Annotated in this window: 28 protein-coding genes; 27 read left to right on the forward strand and 1 reads right to left on the reverse strand. The window is 45.2% G+C overall.

Translation table 11 applies throughout. From position 1 onward, the window contains the following. From ABIN22_RS18950 to ABIN22_RS18995, 10 genes are all read left to right on the forward strand, one after another. Nucleotides 1-1821, forward strand: a complete 1821-nt coding sequence (locus ABIN22_RS18950; RefSeq protein ID WP_346910531.1) for a sensor histidine kinase family protein — start codon at nt 1-3, stop codon at nt 1819-1821. Then, nucleotides 1814-3388, forward strand: coding sequence for a response regulator (locus tag ABIN22_RS18955; RefSeq protein ID WP_346910533.1), 1575 nt, complete (start codon nt 1814-1816; stop codon nt 3386-3388). Before ABIN22_RS18950 ends, ABIN22_RS18955 begins: the two co-directional genes overlap by 8 nt. A gap of 155 nt (nt 3389-3543) precedes the next feature. Further along, nucleotides 3544-4578 carry a sugar ABC transporter substrate-binding protein gene (locus ABIN22_RS18960; RefSeq protein ID WP_109731229.1) on the forward strand — a complete coding sequence of 345 codons (1035 nt, stop codon included), beginning with the start codon at nt 3544-3546 and terminating at the stop codon, nt 4576-4578. A 23-nt stretch (nt 4579-4601) separates the two neighbouring features. Then, nucleotides 4602-6101, forward strand: coding sequence for a sugar ABC transporter ATP-binding protein (locus ABIN22_RS18965; RefSeq protein WP_346910535.1), 1500 nt, complete (start codon nt 4602-4604; stop codon nt 6099-6101). Continuing rightward, nucleotides 6098-7069: an ABC transporter permease gene (locus tag ABIN22_RS18970; protein ID WP_346910537.1), complete on the forward strand. Its 972-nt coding sequence runs from the start codon at nt 6098-6100 to the stop codon at nt 7067-7069. Before ABIN22_RS18965 ends, ABIN22_RS18970 begins: the two co-directional genes overlap by 4 nt. Before the next feature lie 19 nt (nt 7070-7088). Next, nucleotides 7089-8183, forward strand: coding sequence for a uroporphyrinogen decarboxylase/cobalamine-independent methonine synthase family protein (locus ABIN22_RS18975; RefSeq protein ID WP_346910539.1), 1095 nt, complete (start codon nt 7089-7091; stop codon nt 8181-8183). 112 nt (nt 8184-8295) lie between these two features. After that, on the forward strand, nt 8296-9711 hold the full coding sequence (gene rhaB, locus ABIN22_RS18980; RefSeq protein WP_346910541.1) for a rhamnulokinase: 1416 nt from the start codon (nt 8296-8298) through the stop codon (nt 9709-9711). Between the two features lie 51 nt (nt 9712-9762). Further along, on the forward strand, nt 9763-11022 hold the full coding sequence (locus tag ABIN22_RS18985) for an L-rhamnose isomerase (protein ID WP_346910658.1): 1260 nt from the start codon (nt 9763-9765) through the stop codon (nt 11020-11022). A 236-nt stretch (nt 11023-11258) separates the two neighbouring features. Next, entirely contained in the window at nt 11259-11402 is a 144-nt protein-coding gene (locus ABIN22_RS18990) for a hypothetical protein (RefSeq protein ID WP_346910543.1), read from the forward strand. A gap of 183 nt (nt 11403-11585) precedes the next feature. Continuing rightward, entirely contained in the window at nt 11586-11903 is a 318-nt protein-coding gene (locus ABIN22_RS18995; RefSeq protein ID WP_346910545.1) for a helix-turn-helix domain-containing protein, read from the forward strand. Between the two features lie 18 nt (nt 11904-11921). Here ABIN22_RS18995 and ABIN22_RS19000 read toward each other — a convergent pair whose 3' ends face one another. After that, nucleotides 11922-12638, reverse strand: coding sequence for a phosphatase (locus ABIN22_RS19000; protein ID WP_346910547.1), 717 nt, complete (start codon nt 12636-12638; stop codon nt 11922-11924). A gap of 416 nt (nt 12639-13054) precedes the next feature. On the opposite strand from ABIN22_RS19000, the gene ABIN22_RS19005 reads away from it, so the two are divergent. The 17 genes from ABIN22_RS19005 (at nt 13055) to ABIN22_RS19085 (ending at nt 26812) form a co-directional block, all read left to right on the forward strand. Further along, the gene (locus tag ABIN22_RS19005; RefSeq protein ID WP_346910549.1) at nt 13055-15586 is read left to right on the forward strand and encodes a glycyl radical protein; all 2532 of its coding nucleotides are present in this window, start codon (nt 13055-13057) and stop codon (nt 15584-15586) included. Between the two features lie 25 nt (nt 15587-15611). Continuing rightward, nucleotides 15612-16406 carry a glycyl-radical enzyme activating protein gene (locus tag ABIN22_RS19010; RefSeq protein ID WP_346910551.1) on the forward strand — a complete coding sequence of 265 codons (795 nt, stop codon included), beginning with the start codon at nt 15612-15614 and terminating at the stop codon, nt 16404-16406. Further along, the gene (locus ABIN22_RS19015; RefSeq protein ID WP_346910553.1) at nt 16406-16774 is read left to right on the forward strand and encodes a BMC domain-containing protein; all 369 of its coding nucleotides are present in this window, start codon (nt 16406-16408) and stop codon (nt 16772-16774) included. The genes ABIN22_RS19010 and ABIN22_RS19015 overlap by 1 nt, the downstream gene beginning before the upstream one ends. A gap of 4 nt (nt 16775-16778) precedes the next feature. After that, on the forward strand, nt 16779-17231 hold the full coding sequence (locus ABIN22_RS19020; protein WP_346910555.1) for a EutP/PduV family microcompartment system protein: 453 nt from the start codon (nt 16779-16781) through the stop codon (nt 17229-17231). A 140-nt stretch (nt 17232-17371) separates the two neighbouring features. Continuing rightward, nucleotides 17372-18181 carry a class II aldolase/adducin family protein gene (locus ABIN22_RS19025; RefSeq protein ID WP_346910557.1) on the forward strand — a complete coding sequence of 270 codons (810 nt, stop codon included), beginning with the start codon at nt 17372-17374 and terminating at the stop codon, nt 18179-18181. Nucleotides 18182-18221: 40 nt separating this feature from the next. Then, nucleotides 18222-18743: a GlcG/HbpS family heme-binding protein gene (locus tag ABIN22_RS19030; protein ID WP_109731216.1), complete on the forward strand. Its 522-nt coding sequence runs from the start codon at nt 18222-18224 to the stop codon at nt 18741-18743. 27 nt (nt 18744-18770) lie between these two features. Further along, nucleotides 18771-20159 (forward strand): aldehyde dehydrogenase family protein, encoded by a 1389-nt coding sequence (locus ABIN22_RS19035; protein WP_109731215.1) that lies wholly within the window; start codon nt 18771-18773, stop codon nt 20157-20159. A 34-nt stretch (nt 20160-20193) separates the two neighbouring features. Next, the gene (locus ABIN22_RS19040; protein WP_346910559.1) at nt 20194-21405 is read left to right on the forward strand and encodes a zinc-dependent alcohol dehydrogenase; all 1212 of its coding nucleotides are present in this window, start codon (nt 20194-20196) and stop codon (nt 21403-21405) included. Between the two features lie 26 nt (nt 21406-21431). Then, entirely contained in the window at nt 21432-21776 is a 345-nt protein-coding gene (locus ABIN22_RS19045; protein ID WP_118621574.1) for a BMC domain-containing protein, read from the forward strand. A 13-nt stretch (nt 21777-21789) separates the two neighbouring features. Next, nucleotides 21790-22065, forward strand: a complete 276-nt coding sequence (locus ABIN22_RS19050) for a BMC domain-containing protein (RefSeq protein WP_024853108.1) — start codon at nt 21790-21792, stop codon at nt 22063-22065. Nucleotides 22066-22132: 67 nt separating this feature from the next. Next, nucleotides 22133-22417, forward strand: coding sequence for a BMC domain-containing protein (locus ABIN22_RS19055; protein ID WP_109731212.1), 285 nt, complete (start codon nt 22133-22135; stop codon nt 22415-22417). A gap of 272 nt (nt 22418-22689) precedes the next feature. Further along, nucleotides 22690-22968 carry a BMC domain-containing protein gene (locus tag ABIN22_RS19060; RefSeq protein ID WP_044954962.1) on the forward strand — a complete coding sequence of 93 codons (279 nt, stop codon included), beginning with the start codon at nt 22690-22692 and terminating at the stop codon, nt 22966-22968. A 136-nt stretch (nt 22969-23104) separates the two neighbouring features. Next, the gene (locus ABIN22_RS19065) at nt 23105-23752 is read left to right on the forward strand and encodes a phosphate propanoyltransferase (RefSeq protein ID WP_109731211.1); all 648 of its coding nucleotides are present in this window, start codon (nt 23105-23107) and stop codon (nt 23750-23752) included. Nucleotides 23753-23849: 97 nt separating this feature from the next. Further along, nucleotides 23850-24116: a EutN/CcmL family microcompartment protein gene (locus tag ABIN22_RS19070; protein ID WP_109731210.1), complete on the forward strand. Its 267-nt coding sequence runs from the start codon at nt 23850-23852 to the stop codon at nt 24114-24116. A gap of 7 nt (nt 24117-24123) precedes the next feature. After that, entirely contained in the window at nt 24124-25473 is a 1350-nt protein-coding gene (locus ABIN22_RS19075) for an SLBB domain-containing protein (RefSeq protein WP_346910661.1), read from the forward strand. Continuing rightward, nucleotides 25466-26014: a BMC domain-containing protein gene (locus tag ABIN22_RS19080; RefSeq protein ID WP_109731209.1), complete on the forward strand. Its 549-nt coding sequence runs from the start codon at nt 25466-25468 to the stop codon at nt 26012-26014. The genes ABIN22_RS19075 and ABIN22_RS19080 overlap by 8 nt, the downstream gene beginning before the upstream one ends. 33 nt (nt 26015-26047) lie before the next feature. Next, complete coding sequence (locus ABIN22_RS19085; RefSeq protein WP_346910563.1) at nt 26048-26812, forward strand: DeoR/GlpR family DNA-binding transcription regulator; 765 nt, start codon at nt 26048-26050, stop codon at nt 26810-26812. The last annotated feature ends 6 nt before the right edge of the window (nt 26813-26818 follow it).

Genomic DNA, 26818 nt, shown 5'->3' on the forward strand with positions numbered 1-26818 from the left:
ATGAAGAAGAAATCAATTCGTGATAAACTGCTGAAAAACTTTGCGTTGTTTTCCTTGATCCCTGTTATCCTTTTCTGTGTTGTTATGCTGTTTTATATTCTGGTGAATGTACAGGAGAAGAGGAAAGATGAAATATGTTCGACACTTGGCAATCAGGCGGACCAGATAGATAAGATTCTTCAACAGGCGTATCAGATCGGGCAGACAGTTGCAGACGATGAAGCCGTGAACCAGATATTGGCAAATAAGTTTCAAACTGAACAGGAGCAGCATGCCAGTGAAATAAAACTGAACAGTTTGCTGCTGGGGACATCCGGGTATTTTGATGGCTCCGTAAAAGTATATATAATTGGAGAAAATGGCGGTTTATATAAAAATAGCCCGTACTCTCTAAAGGAAAAGGAGTATACACAGGAAGACTGGTATACGCTTGTAAAAGAGCAGAAAGAATCTCACTGGTTTGAACTGCACAGTGAGTCATATTTTGCTGAGAATGCTGAAACGGAATTTATTTCCCTCGGGATTCCTGTTTCAGAGGCACGGACCGGGCGTATTCTGGGCTGTGTCATGGTAGAGATCGGGGTATCTGATATTCTCAGGAATAGTCATTATGTGGAAGACGGCGGTGAATTATATCTGTTTTATCCGGATACAAAATTCAGGATTGTAGATGAGAAAGTAGAATTGTATGATAACGACAGGTTAACGTTGATTCAGAAAGACGGACTGGCAGAACAGGAAGAAGTAGAACAACTAAGGCCGGAGGTTCTTAAGACCACGAAGCTTCTGACATATTGGAAAAAAGACTTCCCCCAAAAGAGCTTTGGCGCTGTGTCAGGATATATGACGGCATACCAGCAGATGGATGTGAATGACTGGATTCTGGTTTATTTTCTCCCACAGGTTAATTATTACCGTCTCCTGATTGTCGTGGTGACCGTTTCACTTTTTGTGACTGCACTTTTGATCGTGGGAAGTGTGTATGTATCGTATAAGGTTGCCGGAAGTATTACCAGACCTATCTTGTCATTAAAAGAAAATGTAGAGAGGGTACAGGAGGGGGATTTTGAAACTACGGTGACCTGTGAAGCAGAAGATGAAATTGGGGAGCTGGGGGCACAGTTCAATGAGATGGTCGTGGAAATCCGCAATTTGATGGATCGTATCCGGACGGAGCATGAACGACAGAGGCATTACGAACTGCTGCTGCTCCAGGCACAGATAAATCCGCATTTTTTATATAACACACTCGATTCACTGATGTGGCTGATCCGAATGAAAAATCAGGAGGATGCAGAAAATATGCTGGATGCACTGACACGTTTTTTTAAGACCGGACTAAATAAGGGCAGTGAGCGGGTGGCAATTAAAAATGAGATATCCAATGTAGAGAGTTACCTGACAATACAACTGATGAGATATAAGAAAAAATTGTCATTCTCAATCTCTGTAGATGAAGAAGTAGAGTCGTACATAGTTCCCAAATTGATTCTCCAGCCTCTGGTTGAAAATTCCATTTATCACGGAATTAAAGGAAAAGATAAGGGAGGGAGCATCGAAATAAAAGGCACGAAAAAGAATGGAAGGGTGGTCCTGTGTGTAGAGGATACCGGATTGGGAATGCCTCCCAAGCGGCTGGGGAAAATCCAGAGAATGTTGTCGGAAGGTATTGTGGAGGAGTCTGACAGTTATGGGCTGACAAATGTAAATGAACGGCTGAAGCTGTTTTTCGGAGAAGGCTGTATCATGAAGGTTGACAGTACAGATGGAATGGGAACGAAGGTGTCCATTGAGATAAGAGAGGAGTGTATGCATGTATAAATTGGTGATTGCAGATGATGATGAGATCCAGCTTCAGGGCATGTGCTGTGCATTCCCGTGGGAGGAACTGGACATTGAGGTGGCCGCAGGAGTGGATGACGGAGATAAAGCGCTAAAGGCAGTCGTAGAGAAGCAGGCGGATGTCCTTCTGACAGATATTAAGATGTCCAATATGGACGGACTTAAGCTGACGGAGCAGATACGCACTCTGTGCCCGGATACCCATGTCGTGATTATGAGTGCCTATGATGATTTCCAGTTTGCCCAGAAGGCACTGCGGCTCGGGGTGGATGACTATCTTTTGAAACCAATTGACCTTAACCAGATGCGCGAGACAATGCGCCAGATTGTGTACCAGAAGGAAGAAAAGAAGAGAAATGAGCAGATACAGAAGAAGAGCAGCAGGCTGGAAGAAATGGTAATGGAAGACGAGGGGATTCTGGAGGAAACATTTTTTCAGAATGTCCTGAACCAGAAATACACCAGAACAGTCTGCAGTAAACTGGAGGAACCCTATCTTAGGGGGCCCGGGCAGAAATGGCTGGTAGTTGAGGCGTTGTTCGACCATTCCGAAAAAGAGGACGAGTATCGGAAGATACTCAGGGATGCCGGCAGGGAGAGAGGGTTTAAATATATCCACAGTTTCGGACATCACTTGTTCTGCTGCCTGTGTGATGAAGAAACGGCAGAGCAGGAAGTATCCAGTTTTGAGGAGGACTGCCGAAACAGGATGAAGGGTGTGGATGCCTGTGTGCCGGTCACATTTATAGCAGGACCGGCCGTCTCAGAGCTCTATTACCTGAGTCTGTCATACGAAAAGATCAGACAAATATGCAGTTACCAGTTCAGTGAGGGGAAAGATAAGAATCTTTCGGAAAAGGATCTGGATAAATATTTTGACCAGAACCATACTGTGAACAAAAGCCTGGTGGAATATCTGGCAAAATTAGTGACGACAGGTTATACGGATATGCTCCATGAATATGTAGGGAGGCTGAAAAATAATCTGAGGTATACAGGCAGTGATTCGATTTTGATGCTTTCTTTTTCTGTGAGCTCGATTCTCGGTGAGATCAGGAGGATGCCTCAGTTTAAGGAAGAAGAGGAGGAACTAGATGCGCTGTATTACCGGATTATCAAGCAGAAAACACTGGATGATGCAATGGAGCTTTTAGAAGCAGAGTTAATAAGGCTCACTGAAAATGTGAAGGAAAATGATCCGGCCGGTGTAGAACAGAGCATTGTAAAAGCCTGCGAATATATAGAAGAACATTTTTCGGAGCCCGGACTACGGATCGGAGATGCTGCGGCCTATGCCGGGCTGAGCCGGAATTATTTCAGTACCGTGTTTACAGAAGTGACAGGGGAAAGTTTTACAGATTACCTGATCAAAAGGAGGATGAAAGAGGCGCAGATTCTTCTTATGAACCCTGATTATAAGATTCAGGAGATCGGTTATATGACGGGTTATGATAATCCCGCATATTTCAGCGCGGCATTTAAAAAGTTCACTGGAGTAAGTGTATCACAGTATAAGAAAATGATAAAAGGCATGGGCAATCGCTGATTCAAAATCATGTAATGGCTATATCAGAGGATGGTATAGCCATTTTCTTATTATCATAATCGGATGATATCTAAAGTTTATAGTATCATATTGGATTATCAAATGGACAGACTAAATTTATAATAAAGATATCTTAATTGGAAGGAGAAAAATATATGAAAAAGAAAGTATTAAGCGTATTGATTGCAGCTGCAATGGTTCTCACAATGGGAGGGTGCGGACTCGTAAAAACTTCGGATGATGCCCCGGATAAGGGTGGCACTTCGACTAAAAAGGAAGAAGACGGCGGGACAATAAAAGTAGGTTACACGGTCCAGAGTATGGAAAATGCTTATTTTGTATCCATTGTAGAAGGAATGAAAGCGGCCGCAAAAGAGAAGGGGATTGATCTCGTCGTCGCAGATGCGGCTGCGGATGCCTCCAAACATATCAGTCAGATCGAAGACTTTGTTTCTCAGGGGGTTGATGCCATTATCATTAGTCCTGTTGATCAGGAAGCACCGGCAGACGCAGTTAAGAAGGCTCAGGATGCAGGGATACCGGTCATCAGCCTGGATCAGGAGGTGAAGGGATCGGATGCGTTTTTCGGTATTGATGAGGAAGAATACGGAAGGCTCGGAGGAGAACTGGCAGGCAAGTGGCTGAATGAAAAGGAGAGTGACGGTACGATTGATGAGATCGTCAATGATGCGGATGAGATAGAGGTAGTGGTGGTGCGTTATGACCAGATCCCTTCCGTAATCAAACGTGCCGAGGGGCTGAAAAAGGGTCTTGAGGATACTTACACAGGTGATAAGAAGATCAACTATGTGTATGAGCAGAATGCAGCAGATGCCGATACCGGATATAATCTTTCAGAGACGGCCCTGACGACAAATCCAAAAGTTTCCATGTTTATTTGTATTAATGATTCTTCCGCACTTGGTGTGTACGAATCATGTCTGACACACAAGGAGCATACGCCGGATAACACATGCATCATTGGGCTGGATGCTTTGCCGGAAGCACTCAAGCTGGTTTCACAGGATACGATGTATAAGGGAACCGTTGATATCAAGCCCGCAGAAAAAGGGGCAGACGTATTGGATCTGGTAAAAGATGTACTGGAAAACGGACCGAAATCAGAAATGATCGTCTATGATATGAGCCAGGTAACAAAGGATAATATCGGTGACTACGATATCGAATAGTATAAGGTGAAAGGTCGTTAAAGATGGAGCAGAATATACTGGAATTAAGACATATTACAAAGCTTTATCCCGGCGTTGCGGCCCTCGATGATGTCTCCCTGGGTTTTTCCCAGGGAGAGGTCCATGCCATAGTCGGTGAAAACGGCGCGGGCAAGTCAACATTTATCAAAGTGATTACGGGAGCTATCCAGCCGACAAAGGGGGAAGTGGTCTTTGAAGGAAAAAAGATAGAGGATAATTCGCCCCAGAAGTCAATGGCGCTGGGAATAACTGCAATCTATCAGGAACTAAACCTGTTGAAACATCTGTCGGTTGCAGAAAATATTTATTACAACCGATATAAAAAGAAAAGGGGGCTGATTGATTTTGCGGCGATGGAAAGAGATGCATCGGAGGTGCTGGACAGGCTGGGTGTGAGTATAGACCCTAAAATGCTTGTAAAAGATCTTACAGTTGGATATCAGCAGCTCGTGGAAATCGCAAAGTCGCTTTCCCAGAATGTAAAAGTAATGATTATGGATGAGCCGTCGGCAGCTCTTACGAACAATGAATTGGAATATTTATTTGAAATTGTTAAGACGTTGAAAAAAGAAGGAATGGCCATTCTTTATATATCCCACCGTATGGAAGAAATTTTTGAATTGTGCGATAAGGTTTCTGTTTTCAGGGACGGACATTATATCAGGACAATGAACATAGAAGATACGACGCAGGAAGAGTTGATCCGGCTTATGGTAAACAGAGAATTAAACGATACATTCCCCGCGTTTGTCCCGCAAAGGGGAGAAAAAATACTGGAAGTGAAGAACATTGCTACAGAACTTTTAAGAGGTGTTTCTTTTGAGGCATACAGGGGTGAACGCCTCGGATTCGCGGGACTGGTCGGAGCAGGGCGTACTGAGACGGCACGTGCGGTATATGGTGCGGACAAGATCCTGCAGGGAGAGATCTATATCCGGGGAGAGAAGACAAAAATACAGTCACCCGAAGACGCCATTAAACATGGAATCGCATTAATTCCTGAGGACAGAAAACAACAGGGACTGTTTTTAAACATGTCAGTGAAGGACAATATAAGTTTTGTTTACGCCTCCCAGATTACGAATGGAATGGGGATTATCAACAGAAAAAAGGAAGAGGAAATCTGCGGAGAGCAGATTGAAAAATTAACGGTAAAAACGCCCTCCATGCACCAGCTTGTGAAAAACCTAAGCGGGGGCAACCAACAGAAGGTTATCCTTGGAAAATGGCTGCTGATGAATTGTGATATCATCATTTTCGACGAACCTACACGCGGGATTGACGTAGGGGCAAAGCAGGAAATTTATGAACTGATCGATGAACTCGCAAGACAGGGCAAGGCTGTCATACTTATATCTTCGGAGCTGCCAGAATTAATGGGAATGTCGGACCGCATTATAGTCATGGCAGAAGGTAGAATTTCAGGCGAGTTGGAAAAATCAGAAATTAATCAGGAAAAAATATTGGAATTAGCTTCAAAAGCACAGGAGGTCTTGGCATGAAAGAAAAGATAGATACAAAAGTAAAGAAGATTGAATGGAGTAATATGGGGATTATTATTGCGCTGATCGTTATGGTGCTGTTCTTTTCTTTCTCGACCGCTACATTTTTAACACCAAATAATCTGGCCAATATTGCACGCCAGATTTCGATTGTTGGAATCTGCGCGCTGGGAATGACATGTGTAATCCTCACAGGCGGCATCGACCTGTCCATTGGTTCACTGATAGGTGTAGTGGTGGTTACATGTGCGCTGCTGATGAGCAAAGGGATCAATCCGGTTCTTGTTGTCCTCGTTGGTTTTCTAATTGGCGCCGTTATCGGAATCATAAATGCAACATGCATTACATACCTGAAAATCCCTCCGATTATAACAACGTTAGGAATGATGATCAGTCTGAGAGGTGCAACCTACCTTATTTCCGGGGGGATGCCGATTTATGGAATCCCGGAAGGGTTTAAAATTCTCGGACAGGGAAGTATCGGGATCATTCCGATTTCAATGATAATCATGGTTATCGTATTTATCTTTGGTTACATTATGCTGAATAAAACTGTTTTTGGCAGGCGGATTTACGGTATTGGAGGCAACGAGGAGACAACCCGGCTGTCCGGTGTAAACGTGAAAAAGGAGATTTATAAAATCTATATTATGGTCGGCCTGCTCGGAACGCTGGCATCTCTGATCCTGATGTCCCGTGTAAACAGCGGGCAGCCCAGTGCCGGGGACGGTTATGAAATGGATATTATCACGGCCGTGGTTTTGGGCGGCGTCAGTGTCAGCGGAGGAGAAGGCAGGCTGTCCAAAGTCATCGTGGGGGTTGTTTTTATGGGAGTCCTTGCCAATGGAATGATGATGCTGAATATTAATGAATACTGGCAGAGGGTTGTGAAAGGAATTGTACTGATTGTGGCCGTGGCCGTAGATATCAGGTCAAGGGAGAAAAAGGCAAAATTAAAAACAGCCTGATTGTGAAGGGAGCGATGATATGGGTGAAACTAATTTTTATGATCTGGATCTGGAAACAAAGCCGGATTTTGTGCAGTGTATGAAACGCATTTACGCGTGGTATGACGGAGAAATTATCGATCGTGTCCCGGTACGGTTTTCCGCGCATAATGAGGAATATGACAAAGCAGACAAAGGTGGGGGATGGAAGAATTTCAGGGATAAATGGTTTGATACCGAATATCAGGTGAATCAATTTATCAGTGCTTTAGACAGTCATCCTTGGCTGGGTGAAACATTCCCCATGTATTATCCGAATCTGGGCCCTAATTTTTTTGCGGCAGCTATAACGGACAGCGAATTAGAGTTTGGTGAGGTAACATCGTGGGGAAAACCACAGATATTGAAGGAGGATGATCTCGAACAGATCGCTTTTCGCAGAGGAAATTCCTATTATCAGAAAATAATAGAGATGACCAAGTATGCTCTGGAACGCTGTGACAACCGGTTTATGGTGGGGTATACGGATATGCATCCCAGCCTCGATTGTGCCGATGCACTGCGCGGAACGGAAGAATTGTGTATGGATATGTTCGATGCGGAAGAATTTGTAATTGCTCTGACGGAGAAGTGCTTTCAGGCATTTTTCCCGATGATGGATGAATTCCATTCACTTCTGAAGTCTAAAAATCAATTATCGGTTTCATGGATGAACATCCCCTCCTATGAATCCATGCATATCCCGAGCTGTGATCTGGGAGCCATGATTTCCAGAGACTTTTTTAATCAGTTCTCACTGCCGTATATTAAAAAAGAGGTCAAACATTTTCGCCATAATATCTTCCATCTTGATGGAAAGGGCGTTGCAAATCATGTAGATGAGCTTCTGAAGATAGAAGAAATACAGGCGATCCAGTGGGTGCAGGGAGTGGGAGATGATAAGCCCATTATGCAGTGGGTTGATTTCATTAAGAAGATACAGGGGGCGGGGAAAAGCATCGTGGTTGATCTGGAGCCGGAAGAGCTGGAACCGTTTATGGACGCAATGGACCCGCGGGGGATATATTTGTGTATACCAGAGAAAGAACCGGAGCAGCAGAGGCGGATTATGGATCGGCTGATGAAATGGAAATAGAAGAAGTGAGTTGCAAATAAGGACGCTGTTTTAAATAAATAGCGTCCTTTTTTTGTCCTCTTCTACCAATTATAATAAGTGTAGAATCGAGAAGATATGAAGGAGGCACAAAATGGAGAAATATTATTTAGCCGTTGATATTGGGGCATCCAGCGGACGCCACATGCTCGCTTCCATGAAGGACGGGAACATGCAGCTGGAGGAAGTGTACCGGTTTGCGAACGGAATGGATAATAAGGACGGTACATTGTGCTGGGATGTTGGGCGTCTGTTTCAGGAGATTAAGAACGGTTTGAAGAAGTGCAGAGAACTCGGAAAGATACCGGTCTCTATGGCGATTGATACATGGGGAGTGGATTATGTGCTGCTCGACAAAGACGACCAGATTCTTGGAGATACTGTCGGCTACCGTGACAGCCGCACGAACGGCATGGATGAAAAAGTATATGAGAAGATATCACCCAAAGCCCTGTATGCAAGGACCGGAATCCAGAAGCAGATTTTCAACACTATCTACCAGCTAATGGCGGTAAAAGAGACACACCCTGAGTACCTTGAACAGGCAGAATCAATGTTGATGATACCGGATTACTTCCATTTCTTATTAACTGGTGTTAAGAAGATGGAATATACCAATGCGACGACAGGACAGTTGATTGATCCTAAGACAAATGACTGGGATTATGAACTGATCGAAATGCTTGGTTACAATAGAAAGATGTTCCAGCCTGTTTCGATGCCGGGAACAGTTGTAGGAAATTTTACCAAAGAGATTCAGGAAGAAGTTGGATTTGACTGTGAGGTGGTCCTGCCGGCAACACATGATACAGGCTCCGCAGTACTGGCGGTGCCGACCAATGATGATAATGCCATCTATATCAGTTCAGGCACATGGTCATTAATGGGGATCGAGAGAAAAGAAGCGGATTGTTCAGAGGAGAGCATGAAGGCAAACTTTACAAACGAGGGCGGTTACGGCCACAGATTCCGTTATCTGAAGAACATCATGGGATTGTGGATGATACAGTCCGTGAAAAAAGAGTTTGAAGAGGACTTATCCTTTGCCGAGATCTGCGACAGAGCATCGAAGGAAACAATTACTTCTATCGTAGACTGCAATGACGACTGCTTCCTTGCACCGGAGAGCATGATTCAGGCCGTACAGGACTTCTGCAAAAAGACAGGCCAGCCGGTCCCGAAGACCGTGGGCGAGATTGCTGCAGTGATTTATAATAGTCTTGGAAAGTGTTACGGAGACACAGTCAAAGAGATAGAAGCAATTACAGGCAATACATACGATACAATCTACGTTGTAGGCGGCGGTGCAAACGCAGGATATTTGAACGAATTAACTGCAAAATACACACAAAAGAAAGTTTCCGCAGGTCCTACCGAAGCGACAGCAATCGGGAACATGATCGTACAAATGTTGCATGACGGCGTATTTGCGAGCCTTCCGGAAGCAAGAGTATGTGTGGGCAGGTCATTTGACATAAAGAACTACGACGAAAAAGGAAAACAATTCTGAAAACGGAGCGCAAAGGGGTCTGACCCCTTTGAAAAATAAGGAGGATTTATGATGACGACAAGAGAAAGATATGAATCAGCAAGGGAGATTTATGCAAAGCTGGGGGTGGATACGGACGCTGCGATTGAAAAATGTAAGAATGTGCCTGTATCACTGCACTGCTGGCAGGGGGATGATGTGACGGGATTCGATCATGACGGTCCTCTGACAGGAGGAATCCAGACGACCGGAAATTATCCCGGGAAGGCAAGAACTCCAGAGGAGCTGCTTGCTGATATGGATAAGGCTATGAGCCTGATGCCGGGAATGAAGAAGATTAATGTGCATGCAAGCTATGCGATTTTTGAAGATGGTGAGTTTGTTGACCGTGATAAACTGGAGCCAAAGCATTTCCAGAAATGGGTTGACTTTGCGAAGGAAAGAGGAATGGGACTGGACTTTAACCCGACCTTCTTCTCTCATGATAAAGTGAAAGACGGACTGACTCTGTCAAGCCCGGATGAAGAGACAAGAAAGTTCTGGATCGAGCATGGAAAAGCCTGCATCCGGATCTCGACATATTTTGCAGAGCAGACAGGGATCCCTTGTGTTATGAATATCTGGACGGGTGACGGTTATAAAGATGTACCGGCAGACCGCATGGGACCAAGGGTTCGTTATAAAGAGTCTATCGACGAGATTCTTTCTGAAGCCTATGATCCGAAGATGGTGAAACCTTGCGTAGAGTCCAAGGTATTTGGTATTGGTGTAGAAGCCTATACAGTTGGTTCTGCCGAGTTTGCTTTAAGTTATGCAGCTGCAAATATGGATAAATGCCTTCCTCTGATGGATAACGGACATTATCACCCGACAGAAGTTGTTTCCGATAAGATTCCAGCGCTGCTTACATTCTTTCCGGAAATCGCACTCCATGTCACACGCCCGATCCGCTGGGATTCTGACCATGTAGTTCTTTACGATGATGAGACAAAGGAAATTGCGCAGGAAATCGTGCGCTGCGATGGTCTTGACCGTACATATATTGCACTGGATTACTTTGATGCATCCATCAACCGTGTATCTGCATGGGTAACGGGATTCAGAAGCTTCCAGAAGGCACTCCTGAATGCTCTGTGTACTCCGAGCGCAATGCTCAAAGAGCTGCAGGATACAAACCAGTTTAGCAAGAAGATGGTTATGATGGAAGAATGCAAGACACTTCCAATCGGGGATATCTGGAATGAATATTGTGCTCAGTGTGGTGTAGATCCAGAAGGATGGTTCTCAGAAATTGAGAAATATGAAACAGAAGTGCTTTCAAAGAGAGCATAAGCACAATAAGATGCTGCAAATACTGCCAAAAGGGGTCAGCCGCCCTTTTGAATATATATTGGATATGAATTGTCCAATAGACATAACATATATTTTTCGATTTTTCCTCCAAAAAAATAGAAAAATAAATACCTAATCCGAGAAATGCTTCAGCCACACGGGCTGAAGCATTTCTTGTTTTCTTTAAAAACATTGTCATATCTGATATACTTGAACAAAATGGAAAGGGGAATGACATGAAAAAAATGTTACTTGGAATTGCGATGCTGCTTTTCACAATCATTCTTGCGTTGATTGGGATAAATGACGGGATCTATATTGCGGCCGGATTGTTTGCGCTTGCCTTAACAGGGGTTGGTTATGCTGAACAGGAAAAGTAAATAAGATAGCTGAGAGAGCGGTGGATTATAATATTAAGTTATAAACTGCTTGACACATGATTCAGTAGATTAATGATAAAATTATGTGCTATTATAAAAGAAAATCAAAACAAGTAGGATAAGGTGATATTTCTTAATAGTATTTTTTGAGGAAAACACTGAAAAAGAAGGGAAGATGAGCATATGAAGGGGAATGAATATCCCGGGATTAACATGGTAAGAACCGGCAACTGGCTGCGGTTTATCTGCAGATCCAGAAATATTGCGGTAAAAGATCTTTGCAGCCTTTTGAGATTGGGTTCACCGCAGTCTATTTATGGCTGGTTTGCAGGGAGGACACTGCCGTCACTGGATAATTTTTATGCGCTCAGCCAGATATTCTGCACGACACTAGATGAACTGATCGTGAATCAGGCTGAAGCTATACCGTCAAATTTTTGCAAAAAAGTAGGGCCCCAGAACGCAAGGCTCGTCCGGTACCGGATAAAGTTTGCATTTTGAGCGCCCATTCTGATTTTGTTAACGTTCCAGAAAGCATTTGAATGCTTTCGTGGAATAATTCATGATCAATGACTCAGGCATTCCTGCAAGCTTTGCGAGCTCTAAGGCATAACTGAAGTCTCCTACATGCCTGGTTCCGTGGCTGTCGCTTGCCAGAACGACCGGATAATGAAAGTGTCTGCACAGATTCAGGATCATCAGGTCGTTGAATCTGGTGTCGCCGCGATAGCCGTCGGGACTTAGGGAACTGTTATTAATCTCAAGAAGTACGTCATATTTCATTGCCGCTTTTACAATTGCAAGATAGTCGACAGGATATTTCACGTCATCACAGTGTCCGATGATCCGGACGTTGGGATTCTGCATCGCAGCGATATAGGCTGCTGTATTTTCTTCTATAGTTCCCGGTTTTTTAACTGGTTTATGGATGCTTGCGATGGCATAATCCAGCTTTTCTAATATAGTATCATCCAGATCCAGCTTCCCTTTATTATCCAGAATATTCACCTCTGCACCATAGAGCATTTCGATACCGACCCGCTTTTTCTGTGCATGCGCAAGGCTCCTGAAATAAGAGACCCTTCCGCCCCCGAGCGTAGCGGGGCCGTGATCTGTGATTCCGAGCATTTTTAAATTATGTGCAGCGGCGGCTTTTGCCATATCGGTGATTGTGGCAGTAGATCCATGTCCGCTGGCGATTGTGTGGGTATGTATGTCAAATTCTAACAAAGACATAAGATTCAGGCCTTTCTATATTTGTGCAGCCAGTTCCATATATTCAGTGGTCTGCAATAACAACGTTAATTGTGTCTTATCTGTTCTGTATGAGATATCATAAAACCTCTAACATATAGTATGCGTGATTGGCGCTGTTTTGTCAATATAAAGTGAGTCAGAATCTCATGTAAAACAAATAAAAACAACGATTAGTATGTTGGGAAGTGTTGGGTTCATGTATATAAATTATGCGGCAAGTGTTGTTTTTTGTTGACTTAGACAGGCTATAATAGTATAATGGTAACAACTGGGTGGAGAAGCATTACGATTAATGCAGGTGTATGTTTTGCAGGCAGAAACAGGGGCTTTTCCCTTAGGACTATAGAACATATAAGCGTATCCTGTTTATATGGAAGAAAGGAGTGACAGGGCAAATGGGATTATATACCTATGACAGCACGGATATACCCAAGTCAGAGCGTATTACGAAGCTTGTTGAGAATCTGTATGCTAAGATGCCGGAGATTGAGTCGGCGAGAGCTGTATTGATTACTGAGTCTTACAGACAGACGGAACAGGAACCTATGATCATCCGGCGTGCAAAAGCATTTCAGCATATTCTGGAGAATATACCGATCATCATTCGTGATCTGGAGTTGATCGTAGGCAGTACGACAATTGCTCCGAGAGGATGCCAGACTTATCCGGAATTTTCTTATGACTGGCTGGAGGCAGAATTCGACACCGTAGAGACGAGGTCAGCAGACCCGTTCTATATTGCTGAGAAGACAAAAGCAGAACTTAAGGAAGCGAACGCGTACTGGGCAGGGAAGACAACGAGTGAACTGGCAACATCTTACATGGAGCCGGAGACGCTGTTAGCCATAGAACATAATATCTTTACGCCGGGCAATTATTTTTACAATGGTGTAGGCCATGTGACGGTAAAATACGGTGAAGTTCTTTCGATCGGATTTTCGGGGATTAAAGAGAAGGCACAGGCAGAACTCGCGAAGCTCAGTCTGGCGGACGGAGACTATCAGAAGAAGTCGAGATTTCTGGAAGCCGTGATGATCAGCTGTGATGCAGTGATTACATATGCAAGACGTTATGCGAAGCTGGCACTGGAAGAAGCAGAAAAGTGTTCTGATATGACACGCAGGAAAGAGCTGCTCCAGATCGCACAGAATTGTGCAAATGTACCTGAAAAAGGTGCATCAGGATTTTACGAGGCATGCCAGTCATTCTGGTTTGTGCAGCAGCTGCTTCAGATCGAATCCAGTGGACATTCTATTTCTCCGGGGAGATTTGACCAATATATGTATCCTTATTATAAGAAGGATATTGAAAGCGGCAGGATTACAAGAGGATTCGCACAGGAGCTGATGGACTGCATCTGGGTGAAGTTAAATGACCTGAACAAATGCCGTGATGCTGTTTCAGCAGAAGGGTTTGCAGGCTACAGTCTGTTCCAGAACCTGATCGCCGGAGGACAGAATGAGGAAGGCGTAGATGTGACGAATGATCTGTCATTCATGAGTATACAAGCTTCCGTGCATGTATTTCTTCCACAGCCGTCATTATCCGTCAGAGTATGGAACGGGACACCCCACGAATTCCTGATCAAGGCGGCGGAACTGACCCGTACGGGTATCGGGCTTCCGGCATATTATAATGATGAGGTTATTATTCCGTCACTGGTAAGCAGGGGGCTGACACTTGAAGATGCCAGGGACTATAATATCATCGGTTGTGTAGAGCCGCAGAAGTCAGGCAAGACCGAGGGCTGGCATGATGCTGCGTTCTTCAATATGTGCCGTCCGCTTGAACTTGTATTCAGCAGTGGAGTGGACAAGGGTGTACAGATCGGGCCGAAGACAGGCAAAGTAGAAGACATGAAGAGCTTTGAGGAATTCTACCATGCATATAAGATCCAGATGGATTACGCAATTAAGCTGCTTGTGAATGCCGACAACGCGATTGATATGGCCCATGCCGAGAGATGTCCTCTCCCATTCCTTTCTTCTATGGTCGATGACTGTATGAAGAAGGGAAAGACAGTTCAGGAAGGCGGAGCTGTTTACAACTTTACCGGTCCTCAGGGATTTGGTGTTGCAAACATGGCAGACTCGCTGTATGCAGTCAAGAAGCTTGTTTACGATGAGAAGAAGATCAGCATGAAGGAACTGAAGGAAGCGCTTGCAACGAATTATGGCAAAGGATTAAGCAGTGAGGATGTGGCAGGAATTACTTCAGAGATCGCGGGAAGCATGAAGGAAGCCGGACAGGCAGTAGGCGGGCGTGAGATTGCCGCAATACTTAAGACTGTTGTTGCTGCATCCGAAGCACCGGAAGTGAAAGCGAACGGAGAAAGAATCCTGAAGCTGATTGAGGAAGTGCCAAAATTCGGAAACGATATCCCGGAAGTAGATGCGTTTGCAAGGGATGTTGCATATACATACACGAAGCCGCTTCTGGATTACAAGAACCCGAGGGGCGGTATGTTCCAGGCAGGACTGTACCCGGTATCAGCCAATGTTCCGCTGGGAGCACAGACAGGGGCTACGCCTGACGGACGTCTGGCACATACCCCGGTAGCTGACGGTGTATCACCTTCGGCAGGGAAAGATGTGAACGGGCCGACGGCGGCAGCTAATTCCGTTTCCAGACTCGACCATTATATTGCGTCAAACGGTACGCTGTTTAATCAGAAGTTCCATCCGTCCGCACTGAGCGGAAGAAGGGGGCTTGAGAATTTTGTCGGACTGGTCCGCTCATACTTTGATCAGAAGGGAAGTCATATGCAGTTCAATGTCGTGAGCCGCGAGACACTTCTGGATGCACAGAAGAATCCGGAGCAGTACAAGCATCTTGTCGTCCGGGTTGCCGGATACAGCGCATTGTTTACAACATTGTCCAAGTCACTTCAGGATGACATTATCCGCAGGACAGAGCAGGGATTCTGACAGGAAGCAGAAAGGGAAAAGCAGCATGGATGATTATTTAAAGACAAAAGGCCGTATCTTTGACATACAGAGATACTCCATCCACGACGGCAACGGAATCCGTACCATTGTTTTCCTGAAAGGCTGCGTCTTAAGGTGCCGCTGGTGCTGTAATCCGGAATCTCAGCGGTTTGAGATTGAGACCATGCTTGTGCAGGGAGAGAAAAAGACGATAGGAAGAGATGTTACAGTCGCCGAAGTCATGGAGACCGTGGAAAAGGACCGGACGTATTACCGCAGGACCGGAGGCGGACTCACCCTGTCAGGGGGTGAAAGCCTGTGCCAGCCGGAATTTGCCGAAGCCCTGTTAAGAGCGGCGAACGAGTCAGGGATCAGCACTGCGTTGGAGAGCATGGGATATGCGGACTATTCTATTATAGAAAGAATCCTTCCATATTTAGACCAGTACCTTCTGGATATCAAACATATGAACCCGGCAAAACATAAGGAATTCACCGGGCATTCAAATGAATTAATGCTGGAGAATGCGATGCGTATTGCCAGATCCGGCATGACAGAACTCAGTATCCGCGTTCCGGTTATACCGGGGTTCAACGATACGGTGGAGGAAATCAGAGATATTGCAGAGTATACAAAGGCTCTGGGAACTGTAAAGCGGCTGCATCTGCTGCCGTACCACAGGCTTGGCCAGGATAAATATGAAGGTCTTGGAAGACGGTATCTGATGGGAAACGTGGAACCGCCTGCCAACGAAAAGATGGAGATGCTGCTTGAGACTGCTGTTAAGGCGTCGGGAGTGGAATGTCAGATAGGAGGTTAATGGAAATGAATCATGAACAAATGCCGGAACGAATCGTACAGGAACTCGTCCCCGGCAAAGAGATTACAATCGCCCATTTGATTGCAAGCCCGGATATCATATTATATGAGAAGCTGGGACTCGACCCGAGGGTGGAGCACAGTAAGTCTGCAATCGGTGTACTGACGATCAGCCCGGCCGAGACTGCAATCATAGCAGCCGATATAGCGACTAAGGCGGCTGGAATCGAGCTTGGTTTTGTGGACCGTTTCAGCGGTACACTGATCGTGACAGGGACGATTTCCGAGGTGGAGGCATCTATCCGTGCGGTTCTGGATTACGTCAGGGATAAGATGGGATTCTCCGTATGTGATATCACAAGGACTTAAATATATGAAAAAAATTGTACTGATGGGCAGAAGCGAGTGTGGGAAAACCACACTGACTCAGGCATTAAAGGGTGAAAAAATCCAGTATCACAAGACCCAATATGTAAATAACTTCGATGTTATCATAGATACCCCCGGCGAATATGCCCAGACAAAGCATCTTGGATATGCGCTTGCGCTGTATTCTTACGAGGCTGATGTTGTGGGATTGTTATTATCCGCGACAGAGCCGTATTCTTTATATCCGCCGTGCTGTACGTCCATGTGTAACCGTGAGGTGATCGGCATCGTGACAAAAATCCACGATAAGAAGGCAGATGTAGCACGTGCAGAGCGCTGGTTAAGGCTGACCGGATGTAAGAAGATCTTCTATGTAGACTCTAAAAATTACGAAGGAATCCCCGAGATTCTGGAGTATTTGAAGGAAGAAGGCGACGTACTTCCGTGGGAAACGTAAAGAGGACGGGGAAACTACGTAAAAACAACAAATCCAACACAGAAATAAGTTGACTGTTGTGGGGTTATGTGGTAATATCGAGTTAGAAACAACATAAAACAAAAAAGTTTTGTTTTAAGAATCCAAGGAGGAAAAAAAGGATGCAAAACGAATACGAAATCAAAAAAGAAATGTGTGAAATCGGTAAGAGAGTGTACAACCGCGGTATGGTTGCTGCTAATGATGGTAACTTCTCTGTAAAACTGAATGACAATGAGTTCTTATGCACACCTACAGGTGTCAGCAAAGGATTTATGACACCGGAATATATCTGTAAAGTCGATGCAAAAGGAAATGTACTTCAGGCAAACAAAGGGTTCAGACCTTCTTCTGAGATCAAGATGCACATGCGTGTTTATCAGGAGAGACCGGATGTTAACGCAGTAGTACATGCCCACCCGCTGTACGCTACAACATTTGCAATCTGTGGTATTCCTCTGACACAGCCGATCATGCCTGAGGCTGTAATCGCTCTGGGATGTGTTCCGATCGCTAAATATGGTACACCTTCTACAATGGAGATCCCGGATGCTGTATCTGAGCACTTACAGTATTTTGATGCAGTTCTGCTTGAGAATCATGGCGCACTTGCTTATTCAAATTCTCTGCTGAATGCATATCATAAGATGGAATCCGTAGAGTTCTACGCACAGCTCTTATATCAGTCAAAGATGCTCGGTGAACCACAGGAATTCAACAAAGAGCAGATGGACAAGTTATACGAGATCAGAAGACAGATGGGACTTCCTGGAAAACATCCTGCAAATGTATGCCCGAACGCAAAAGCAGGCAAGCCAAGCTGCCACAGCTGCGGCGGATCATGCGGCGCTGCTGCACCGGAAGCTGCTACAGCAGATGCTGATTTAGTTGCATCTATCACAAAGAAAGTAATGGATCAGCTGGGACTGTAATTCGAATACCAGGCGTTGATAGAAATAATAGGGGACTGCTATGAATGAACAGGATATTACCAATGCCGTGAAAGCGGTACTGGATCAGATGAAAGATAATGGCGCACATCACCATGCGGCCGGACATGTCTGTACATGCAAGAAGCATAAGATGACATTACAGGCAGCGAATACCTTAATCGAAAAGGTAAAAGAAAAAGCCGCCAGTATGGGAGTAAACGTGGTAATCGCGGTTTCCGACCAGGCAGGAAGGCCTGTTGCCGTGCAGTGCATGGATGACGCCTACATAGCAAGTTTTGATATTGCAATTAATAAGACATTTACTTCAGCAAGCCTCAAGATGTCGACGGAAGAGCTTAGCCACTTAAGCCAGCCGGGACAGCCTTTATACGGCATCCAGTTTACGAATGAAGGTAAGATCGTAATATTCGGAGGCGGAGAACCGTTGGAAGCGGGCGGGAAAATAATCGGAGCATTAGGCGTGAGCGGCGGTACAGCCGAACAGGATACTGCAATTGCGGCTTATGGCAAAGAGGTTTTCAGCCAGATGTATGAAGTCTAATGCAGGAATAAATAAGGAGGTATTAGCGTGTCTGTAAATGAACAGATGGTCCAGGACATTGTTCAGGAAGTTATGGCAAAGATGCAGATCGCTTCTGATGTAACAGGAAGCCACGGCGTATTTGCTGACATGAACGAGGCAATTGAAGCGGCTAAAAAAGCACAGAAGATTGTCGGCAAGATGTCTATGGACGGCAGAGAGAAGATAATTTCAAATATTAGGAAGAAGACAGTAGAAAATGCGGAGATCCTTGCACGCATGGGCGTTGAGGAGACCGGCATGGGAAATGTCGGACATAAAATCCTGAAGCACCAGTTAGTTGCTGAGAAGACACCGGGAACGGAAGATATCACAACAACTGCATGGTCAGGGGACAGAGGACTGACTCTGATTGAAATGGGACCGTTTGGCGTAATCGGAGCAATTACACCATGTACGAACCCGAGTGAGACTGTTCTTTGCAATACAATCGGTATGTTAGCCGGAGGCAATACAGTCGTATTTAATCCGCATCCGGGAGCAATCAAGACTTCTATCTATGCAATCAACATGATTAACGAGGCTTCTATCGAAGCAGGCGGACCTGACAACATCGCCTGCACCGTCCAGAAACCGACGCTGGATTCCAGCAATATCATGATGAAACACAAGGATATCCACCTGATTGCTGCAACAGGAGGACCGGGAGTTGTAACAGCGGTTCTTTCATCAGGTAAAAGAGGAATCGGCGCAGGGGCAGGAAATCCTCCGGCACTTGTAGACGAGACAGCAGATATCCGCAAGGCAGCAGAAGACATCGTGAATGGCTGTACATTTGATAACAACCTTCCATGTATCGCTGAGAAGGAGATCGTTGCTGTAGATTCTATCGCAGATGAACTGATGCACTACATGGTATCTGAGCAGGGATGCTATCTGGCTTCCAAAGAAGAACAGGATGCACTCACTGCAGTTGTTATGAAAGACGGCAGACTGAACAGAAAATGTGTAGGAAGAGATGCAAAGACACTCCTTGGTATGATCGGTGTAACAGTTCCGGACAACATCAGATGTATTACATTTGAAGGTCCGAAGGAACACCCACTGATTGCTACAGAACTGATGATGCCGATTCTGGGTGTTGTGAGAGCGAAAGATTTTGACGATGCTGTTGAACAGTCTGTATGGCTTGAGCACGGCAACAGACACTCTGCGCATATCCATTCAAAGAACATTGACAACATCACAAAGTATGCAAAGGCGATTGACACGGCAATTCTTGTAAAGAACGGACCGTCCTATGCGGCAATCGGATTTGGGGGCGAAGGCTTCTGCACATTCACAATTGCCAGCAGAACCGGTGAAGGCCTTACGAGTGCAAGTTCATTCACAAAAAGAAGACGCTGCGTAATGACAGACAGTCTGTGCATACGTTAAAATAAGGTGATTGTCTAATACAGGAGGAAATAAAATGGAAATGAATTCTGCAAATGTAGAAGCAGTTGTAAAACAGGTACTGGAAAGTATGCTGGACAAAAAAGCTGCTCCTGCTGCAAATACAACAGCACCGGCAGGTGCAATACCAAAAACTGCCCGCGTAGCTATGCTGACAGCTTTAGAACACTATGACATCAAGGAATATCCGATCCCGGAAGTCGGTGACGGAGACATTCTTGTTAAGGTAGAAGGATGCGGCGTATGTGGTACTGACGCCCACGAATTCAAGAGAGACCCGTTCAGCCTGATCCCGGTTGTACTTGGACACGAAGGAACCGGAGAGATCGTTAAGATGGGTAAGAATGTAAAGGCTGACAGTGCCGGAAAAGAACTGAAGGTCGGAGACAAGGTTGTTACCTGTATGATCTTCAAAGATGACCCGGATATCACAATGTATGACCTGAACAAACAGAACGTAGGCGGAGCTGATGTATACGGACTTCTTCCGGATGATGACATTCATCTGAACGGATGGTTCTCAGATTACATATTGATCCGTGAAGGTTCAACCGTATTCAACGTAAGCGACCTTGACCTGAAATCCAGAATTCTGATCGAGCCTTGTGCAGTTCTGATCCACGCAGTGGAGAGGGCAAAGACAACGGGAATCTTAAGATTCAACAGCAGGGTAGTCGTACAGGGATGCGGACCGATCGGTCTGATCTGTATTGCAGTCCTGCGTACAATGGGAATCGAGAACATCGTAGCAGTTGACGGTGAGCAGAAGAGGCTTGATTTTGCTAAGAGAATGGGAGCAGAGAAATCTGTAAACTTTAAGGATTTCAAGGGCATCGAAGCTCTGGCAGATGGTGTAAAGGCTGCATTTGACGGGCATCCGGCAGACTTTGCATTCCAGTGTACTGGTTCACCTGTTGCACACGCTAATATCTATAAGTTCATCAGAAACGGCGGCGGACTTTGTGAATTAGGATTCTTCATCAACGGAGGAGACGCAACAATCAACCCACACTTTGACCTGTGCTCTAAAGAAATCACATTGGTTGGTTCATGGGTATATACTTTAAGGGACTACGCTACAACATTTGATTTCTTAAAGAGAGCAAAAGGAATCGGCCTTCCGATGGATGACCTCATTACACATGAGTTCCCACTGGATCAGATTAACGAAGCTCATCAGACAAACCTGAAGATGGAAGGTCTGAAGATTGCTATTGTGAATAAATAGCAATTGTCCCAAGAAGGAGAATTAATATGGGAGAAGCAGTAGGCATGTTAGAGGTATTCGGGCTGGCAACAGCTTATGCGGCGGCAGATGCCGGTTGTAAGGCAGGCAATGTAACGCTCGAAACCTTTGATAAGAATAAACCGGCGAATGCGGATGAATTACCTGTTCCACTGATTGTCATGGTTAAGTTTCGTGGAAGTGTATCCGATGTGCAGGCCGCATTGGAAGCAGCGAGAGCAAGGGCAGAACAGCTTGCTGGAGTTGTGAACGAATATGAAATTGCAAGACCGACAGCGGATACAGAGAAGATGCTGAAACTGAGCGGTTTAGATAAAGGGAAACCCAATAAAATCTATATAGAAGAAGTTTAGGAGGAAATATAAAATGGCACAGCAGGCATTAGGAATGGTAGAAACAAGAGGACTTACAGCAGCAATCGAAGCAGCAGACGCAATGACAAAAGCAGCTGAGGTAACATTAGTAGGAACAGAGAAGATCGGATCAGGACTTGTAACAGTTATGGTACGCGGAGATGTTGGAGCTGTTAAGGCAGCAGTTGAAACAGGAGCTGACGCAGCAGGAAGACTTGGCGAATTAGTAGCAACACACGTAATCCCAAGACCGCACAATGATGTTGAGAAAATCCTTCCTACAGTATAGGAACTGCGAAGAGCACATATTTCCGGAAACAAACGGGAATGGATCGAAGAAGTAAAGGAGCAGTCTCATGGGACAGGCGTATGGATTTTTTGAAGTTCCAAGTGTGACGGGAGCAGTTGTTGCCATTGACATTATGTGCAAGACAGCAGATGTACAGCTCGTTACCTGGGAGAAAAAGTTAGGTGGAAGACTTGTAACAATCATCATCCGCGGAGACGTATCTGCTGTAACCGGGGCCATTGAAACTGCCGCAGCAAACGGAATTAAAAAGCCTGTAGCGCATGTAGTGATTGCAAGTCCTCACGAGGAGATATTAAAGCTTATCAATAACAGCGCGAACAGGGTAAGTTAGGAGGCAGTCAGATGGCAGAAGAGAAGAAACCGACAGGTGCAGAAAACGCCGAAGGTTCCCAGAAACCAGCAGGGGCAGCACGAAAGAGCACTGCTAAGTCAGCCGGAACTGCGAGAAGTACGGCAAAGAAGACAACCGGCACTGCTAAAGCTGCATCCACCAAAAAAACGACTACAGCTAAGGCACCGGCTAAAACGCTCCAGAGAGTGAAACAGACGGCGCAGCAGGCGGAACAAGTAGAAGAAAAGATTCAATTAAAGGAGGAAAAAAGAATGTCACAGGAAGCATTAGGAATGGTTGAAACAAGAGGTTTAGTAGCATCAATCGAAGCAGCAGATACAATGCTCAAAGCAGCTAATGTTGTATTAGTAGGAACAGAGAAGATCGGTTCCGGTCTTGTAACAGTAATGGTTCGCGGAGACGTTGGAGCAGTTAAATCTGCAGTTGAATCTGGTGCAGAAGCAGCAGGCAGACTCGGAGAATTAGTAGCAACACACGTAATCCCAAGACCGCACACAGATGTAGAGAAGATTCTTCCAGCAATCAAATAATTCGTTTTGGCAGTTACAGGGCCTTACAGTTTGTCATTGGCAGGCTGTAAGGCCTGTAAATACCACAGTATGCATGAAAAAGCAGGACTCTTAAAAGAAGGAATTCGTTTCATGCATGCAAGTGAGGAGAATTGATATGGACAATAGTAATGTAGCATTGATTACCAAAATGGTACTGGAAGCTGTCGAGAAACAAAAGGCTTCTGAAGATAACGGATACATGGTGCCGATTGGTGTGTCTGCAAGACATATCCATCTGACACAGGAGCATGTAGAAGCTCTGTTTGGTCCGGGATATCAGTTAACTAAGAAAAAAGAGCTGATGGGCGGACAGTTCGCATCCAACGAACTGGTTACTATTGTGGGCCTGAAGCTTAGAGCAATAGAGAATGTCAGAATTTTAGGACCTGTAAGAAGCAAATCACAGGTAGAGGTTTCAGCAACTGATGCGATCCGCCTTGGTGTTAAGGCGCCGATCAGAGAATCCGGTAATGTTGCAGGTTCAGCAGCAATTGCAGTAGTTGGGCCGAAAGGCGCAATCTATCTGGATGAAGGGTGCATCATTGCCAAGAGGCATATCCATATGCCGCCCAAAGATGCGGCTGCTGCCGGAGTACATGACGGTGACGTTGTGTCTGTAAAGGCAGATAACGAAAGAGGAACTGTTTTCAATCATGTGCAGATCCGTGTGGATGACAGCTTTACCCTCGAGATGCATATCGATACTGATGAAGCGAATGCAGCTAAGATTGCGACAGGTGATACAGTCAGAATTATTAAATAAGAATGGAATAAAAGCAGTACACTGACACATTGGCATTTTTCCTGCCAATGTGTCAGTGTATAAAAAAAGAAATGTAAAGTCGCATGAGGAGGATGTTATGCTGATAGGTAAAGTTAAAGGAAGTGTTGTCTCGACACGCAAATGTGAAAATCTGGTCGGCAATAAGTTTATGATTGTGGATGTTTTGGAACATATGCAGACCGGTGCAAAACAACTCATTGCGATTGATAAGATTGGTGCTGGTATAGGTGACTATGTATTAGTGGCACAGGGAAGTGCTGCGCGAATCGGTTCCGGAATGCCGGAGGCACCTGTTGATGCAGCGATTGTTGGAATTATTGACGATGGAACAGGACTGGAGTAGTGAAATGATGGAAATGAAAGAATTAAGCAGCATATTGCAGCAGAATGGTATTGTTGGTGCAGGTGGTGCGGGCTTTCCTACTTATGCAAAGTTAGATGAACGTGCTGAGACAATCATCCTGAACTGTGCAGAATGTGAACCACTCTTAAGATTACATAGACAATTACTTGAAAAATATGCACAGGAAATCGTTGAGACCTTCCATATGATGGGGCAGGCTGTAGGTGCAAAAGAAGTAGTTATTGGTATAAAAAAGGCTTATAAAAAGACGATTGAAGCGTTGAATGAGGTCATCGGAGACTATCCGGAGGTCAGGCTGGGACTGCTCGATGAAGTATATCCGGCCGGAGATGAAGTCGTACTGATTTATGAAGTGACGGGTAAGGTTGTAAGGCCCGGAGGACTTCCGATAGAAAGCGGAGTGGCCGTGTTCAATGTTGAGACTGTATATAATGTTTACAGGGCTCTGAATCAGGAGACTCCGGTTGTTGATAAACTTGTTTCCGTTGTGGCGGAAGTAGAAAATCCGGTAACGGTACGTGTTCCGATCGGAACGACAATCGAGGAAGTTGTAAGACTCGCCGGAGGCGTGACAACAAAAGACCCTGTTTATTTTATCGGGGGCCCGATGATGGGATTCATCGGAAGCGGGTCGCAGCCGGTTACGAAGACGACAAATGCCGTCCTCGTGCTGCCTGAGGACCACCTGATTATCCAGAAGAAGAGACGGAAGTCATCCATTGACTTAAAGCGTGCGGCAGCATGCTGCTGCCAGTGTACGATGTGTACAGATCTGTGCCCGAGAAATCGTCTCGGACATCCGATAGAGCCGCATTTATTTATGAGGGCGGCTACCTGTAAAGATTTGCAGGAACCAAACATATTTATCAATACCATGTTTTGTTCTTCCTGTGGTCTGTGTGAGATGTATTCCTGTATGCAGGGATTGTCACCGAGATCATTAATGGCGGAATACAAAGCAGGTTTACGTGCCAATGGAATCAAACCGCCGCAGGGTGTTGTGCCAAAGCCGGTGGGAGAGGAAAGAGAATACCGTAAAGTTCCTATGGAACGGCTGATGGCCAGGCTTGATCTGACGAAGTATGACCGGGAGGCTCCTCTTGACGAGTCTGCGGTTCCGGTTAGAAAAGTCAAAATACTCCTGAGCCAGCATATCGGGGCACCTGCATCTGCAGTTGTAAAACGCGGCGACAAGGTGGCAAGAGGACATTTGATCGCTGAACCTGCCAAAGGCTTAAGCGTGGGAATCCATGCGAGCATTGATGGTATCGTAAGCGATGTGAATGAGAAATATATAATCATAGAAACTCAGGAGGGACGTGCAGGCAATGAGTAAGGCAATTGGAATGGTAGAATATAAGACTGTTTCATCGGGTGTAGTAGCAGCGGATGCTATGGTAAAGACTTCTGAAGTAAGCATCATAGAGGCTCAGACAGTATGTCCGGGTAAATATATTGTTATTATTTCAGGAGATTTAAGCGCCGTGAATGCAGCCATTGAGACATCGAAGACACTGCATGGAAAACACCTGATTAACAGTTTCGTACTCGGCAATCCGCACAAATCTATTTTTCCAGCGATTTATGGGGCTACGAACATCGAAGAGGTGTCCGCACTTGGCATTATGGAGACGTATGATGCGACTTCCATTATCGTTGCGGCAGATGAAGCAGCCAAGACTGCAATCGTAGATCTGATCGAACTCCGTATTGCAAGAGGTATGTGTGGTAAATCATACCTGATGCTGACAGGTGATGTGGCAGCGGTAGAAGCGGCTATAGAAAGGGCGAAGGCTGCAGTTGCAGATGAAGGAATGTATCTTGACTCCTCTGTAATTGCACATCCGGATGCTAAGATTCGCGAAGTAATTTTGTAATTTACGGTGAAAGTCTGGGCGGGAGGCAGTACTATGCTTGCAATAGAAAGACGGAATGAAATATTAGAGAAACTGCAGGCTGATCGGCGTGTAGTGGTAAGTGAATTAAGCCAGATTTATGATGTTTCTGAGGAGACGATCCGAAGAGATCTGGAGAAACTGGTAAATGACGGGTATGCGATAAAGAGTTACGGCGGGGCCGTCATCAATGAAAATGTAAATATTGATTTACCGTTTAACATCAGGAAGAATCACAATGTGATAGGCAAACAGCGTATAGCAGAGCTGATAAGCTCCAGGATAAAAGATGGTGAGAGTATTATGCTGGATGCCAGCTCCACCGCAGTGTATGTTGCCAAGGCATTGAAAGGAAAACGGAATTTGACACTGATAACGAATTCAGTAGAGATTATCATCGAATTGTTTGATGTGCCGGACTGGAGTGTGTTGTCAACAGGCGGTGTTTCCAGAGAGGGGTCTTTTGCTCTCGTAGGGCCCCAGACAGATAAAATGCTGCGTTCCTATCATGTAGACAGAACTGTTATATCCTGCAAAGGTTTCGACCTTGCATCCGGACTTACAGATTCTGATGAGCTTTTAGCGAATAATAAGAAAACGATGCTGGATGCCGCCAAGGAGAAGATCCTTGCAGTGGATTCAAGTAAGTTTGACAAAACGGCGTTTACAGCAGTCGGTATGCTGGAAGATGTAACCACCGTTGTTACTGATGAAAAGCCGGCGGCCAAATGGCTTCAGGCATTCAAAGAGTTAGGGATAGAGTGCATCTATCCGAAGTAGAGGAAG

The organism is Faecalicatena orotica (genome assembly GCF_905197545.1).
Taxonomy (GTDB): Bacteria; Bacillota; Clostridia; order Lachnospirales; family Lachnospiraceae; genus Faecalicatena_A; species Faecalicatena_A orotica.

Bases quoted from the DNA above. Each gene is read 5' to 3' on its own strand.
- ABIN22_RS19050 (WP_024853108.1), top strand. From the start codon at position 21,790: ATGGCACAGCAGGCATTAGGAATGGTAGAAACAAGAGGACTTACAGCA.
- ABIN22_RS19020 (WP_346910555.1), top strand. From the start codon at position 16,779: ATGAAAAAAATTGTACTGATGGGCAGAAGCGAGTGTGGGAAAACCACA.
- ABIN22_RS19000 (WP_346910547.1), bottom strand. From the start codon at position 12,638: ATGTCTTTGTTAGAATTTGACATACATACCCACACAATCGCCAGCGGA.
- ABIN22_RS18960 (WP_109731229.1), top strand. From the start codon at position 3,544: ATGAAAAAGAAAGTATTAAGCGTATTGATTGCAGCTGCAATGGTTCTC.
- ABIN22_RS19070 (WP_109731210.1), top strand. From the start codon at position 23,850: ATGCTGATAGGTAAAGTTAAAGGAAGTGTTGTCTCGACACGCAAATGT.
- ABIN22_RS19025 (WP_346910557.1), top strand. From the start codon at position 17,372: ATGCAAAACGAATACGAAATCAAAAAAGAAATGTGTGAAATCGGTAAG.
- ABIN22_RS18965 (WP_346910535.1), top strand. From the start codon at position 4,602: ATGGAGCAGAATATACTGGAATTAAGACATATTACAAAGCTTTATCCC.
- ABIN22_RS18950 (WP_346910531.1), top strand. From the start codon at position 1: ATGAAGAAGAAATCAATTCGTGATAAACTGCTGAAAAACTTTGCGTTG.
- rhaB (WP_346910541.1), top strand. From the start codon at position 8,296: ATGGAGAAATATTATTTAGCCGTTGATATTGGGGCATCCAGCGGACGC.
- ABIN22_RS18990 (WP_346910543.1), top strand. From the start codon at position 11,259: ATGAAAAAAATGTTACTTGGAATTGCGATGCTGCTTTTCACAATCATT.
- ABIN22_RS18975 (WP_346910539.1), top strand. From the start codon at position 7,089: ATGGGTGAAACTAATTTTTATGATCTGGATCTGGAAACAAAGCCGGAT.
- ABIN22_RS19075 (WP_346910661.1), top strand. From the start codon at position 24,124: ATGGAAATGAAAGAATTAAGCAGCATATTGCAGCAGAATGGTATTGTT.
- ABIN22_RS19040 (WP_346910559.1), top strand. From the start codon at position 20,194: ATGGAAATGAATTCTGCAAATGTAGAAGCAGTTGTAAAACAGGTACTG.
- ABIN22_RS19005 (WP_346910549.1), top strand. From the start codon at position 13,055: ATGGGATTATATACCTATGACAGCACGGATATACCCAAGTCAGAGCGT.
- ABIN22_RS18970 (WP_346910537.1), top strand. From the start codon at position 6,098: ATGAAAGAAAAGATAGATACAAAAGTAAAGAAGATTGAATGGAGTAAT.
- ABIN22_RS18955 (WP_346910533.1), top strand. From the start codon at position 1,814: ATGTATAAATTGGTGATTGCAGATGATGATGAGATCCAGCTTCAGGGC.
- ABIN22_RS19055 (WP_109731212.1), top strand. From the start codon at position 22,133: ATGGGACAGGCGTATGGATTTTTTGAAGTTCCAAGTGTGACGGGAGCA.
- ABIN22_RS19060 (WP_044954962.1), top strand. From the start codon at position 22,690: ATGTCACAGGAAGCATTAGGAATGGTTGAAACAAGAGGTTTAGTAGCA.
- ABIN22_RS18995 (WP_346910545.1), top strand. From the start codon at position 11,586: ATGAAGGGGAATGAATATCCCGGGATTAACATGGTAAGAACCGGCAAC.
- ABIN22_RS19010 (WP_346910551.1), top strand. From the start codon at position 15,612: ATGGATGATTATTTAAAGACAAAAGGCCGTATCTTTGACATACAGAGA.
- ABIN22_RS19080 (WP_109731209.1), top strand. From the start codon at position 25,466: ATGAGTAAGGCAATTGGAATGGTAGAATATAAGACTGTTTCATCGGGT.
- ABIN22_RS19015 (WP_346910553.1), top strand. From the start codon at position 16,406: ATGGAAATGAATCATGAACAAATGCCGGAACGAATCGTACAGGAACTC.
- ABIN22_RS19030 (WP_109731216.1), top strand. From the start codon at position 18,222: ATGAATGAACAGGATATTACCAATGCCGTGAAAGCGGTACTGGATCAG.
- ABIN22_RS19065 (WP_109731211.1), top strand. From the start codon at position 23,105: ATGGACAATAGTAATGTAGCATTGATTACCAAAATGGTACTGGAAGCT.
- ABIN22_RS19045 (WP_118621574.1), top strand. From the start codon at position 21,432: ATGGGAGAAGCAGTAGGCATGTTAGAGGTATTCGGGCTGGCAACAGCT.
- ABIN22_RS19085 (WP_346910563.1), top strand. From the start codon at position 26,048: ATGCTTGCAATAGAAAGACGGAATGAAATATTAGAGAAACTGCAGGCT.
- ABIN22_RS18985 (WP_346910658.1), top strand. From the start codon at position 9,763: ATGACGACAAGAGAAAGATATGAATCAGCAAGGGAGATTTATGCAAAG.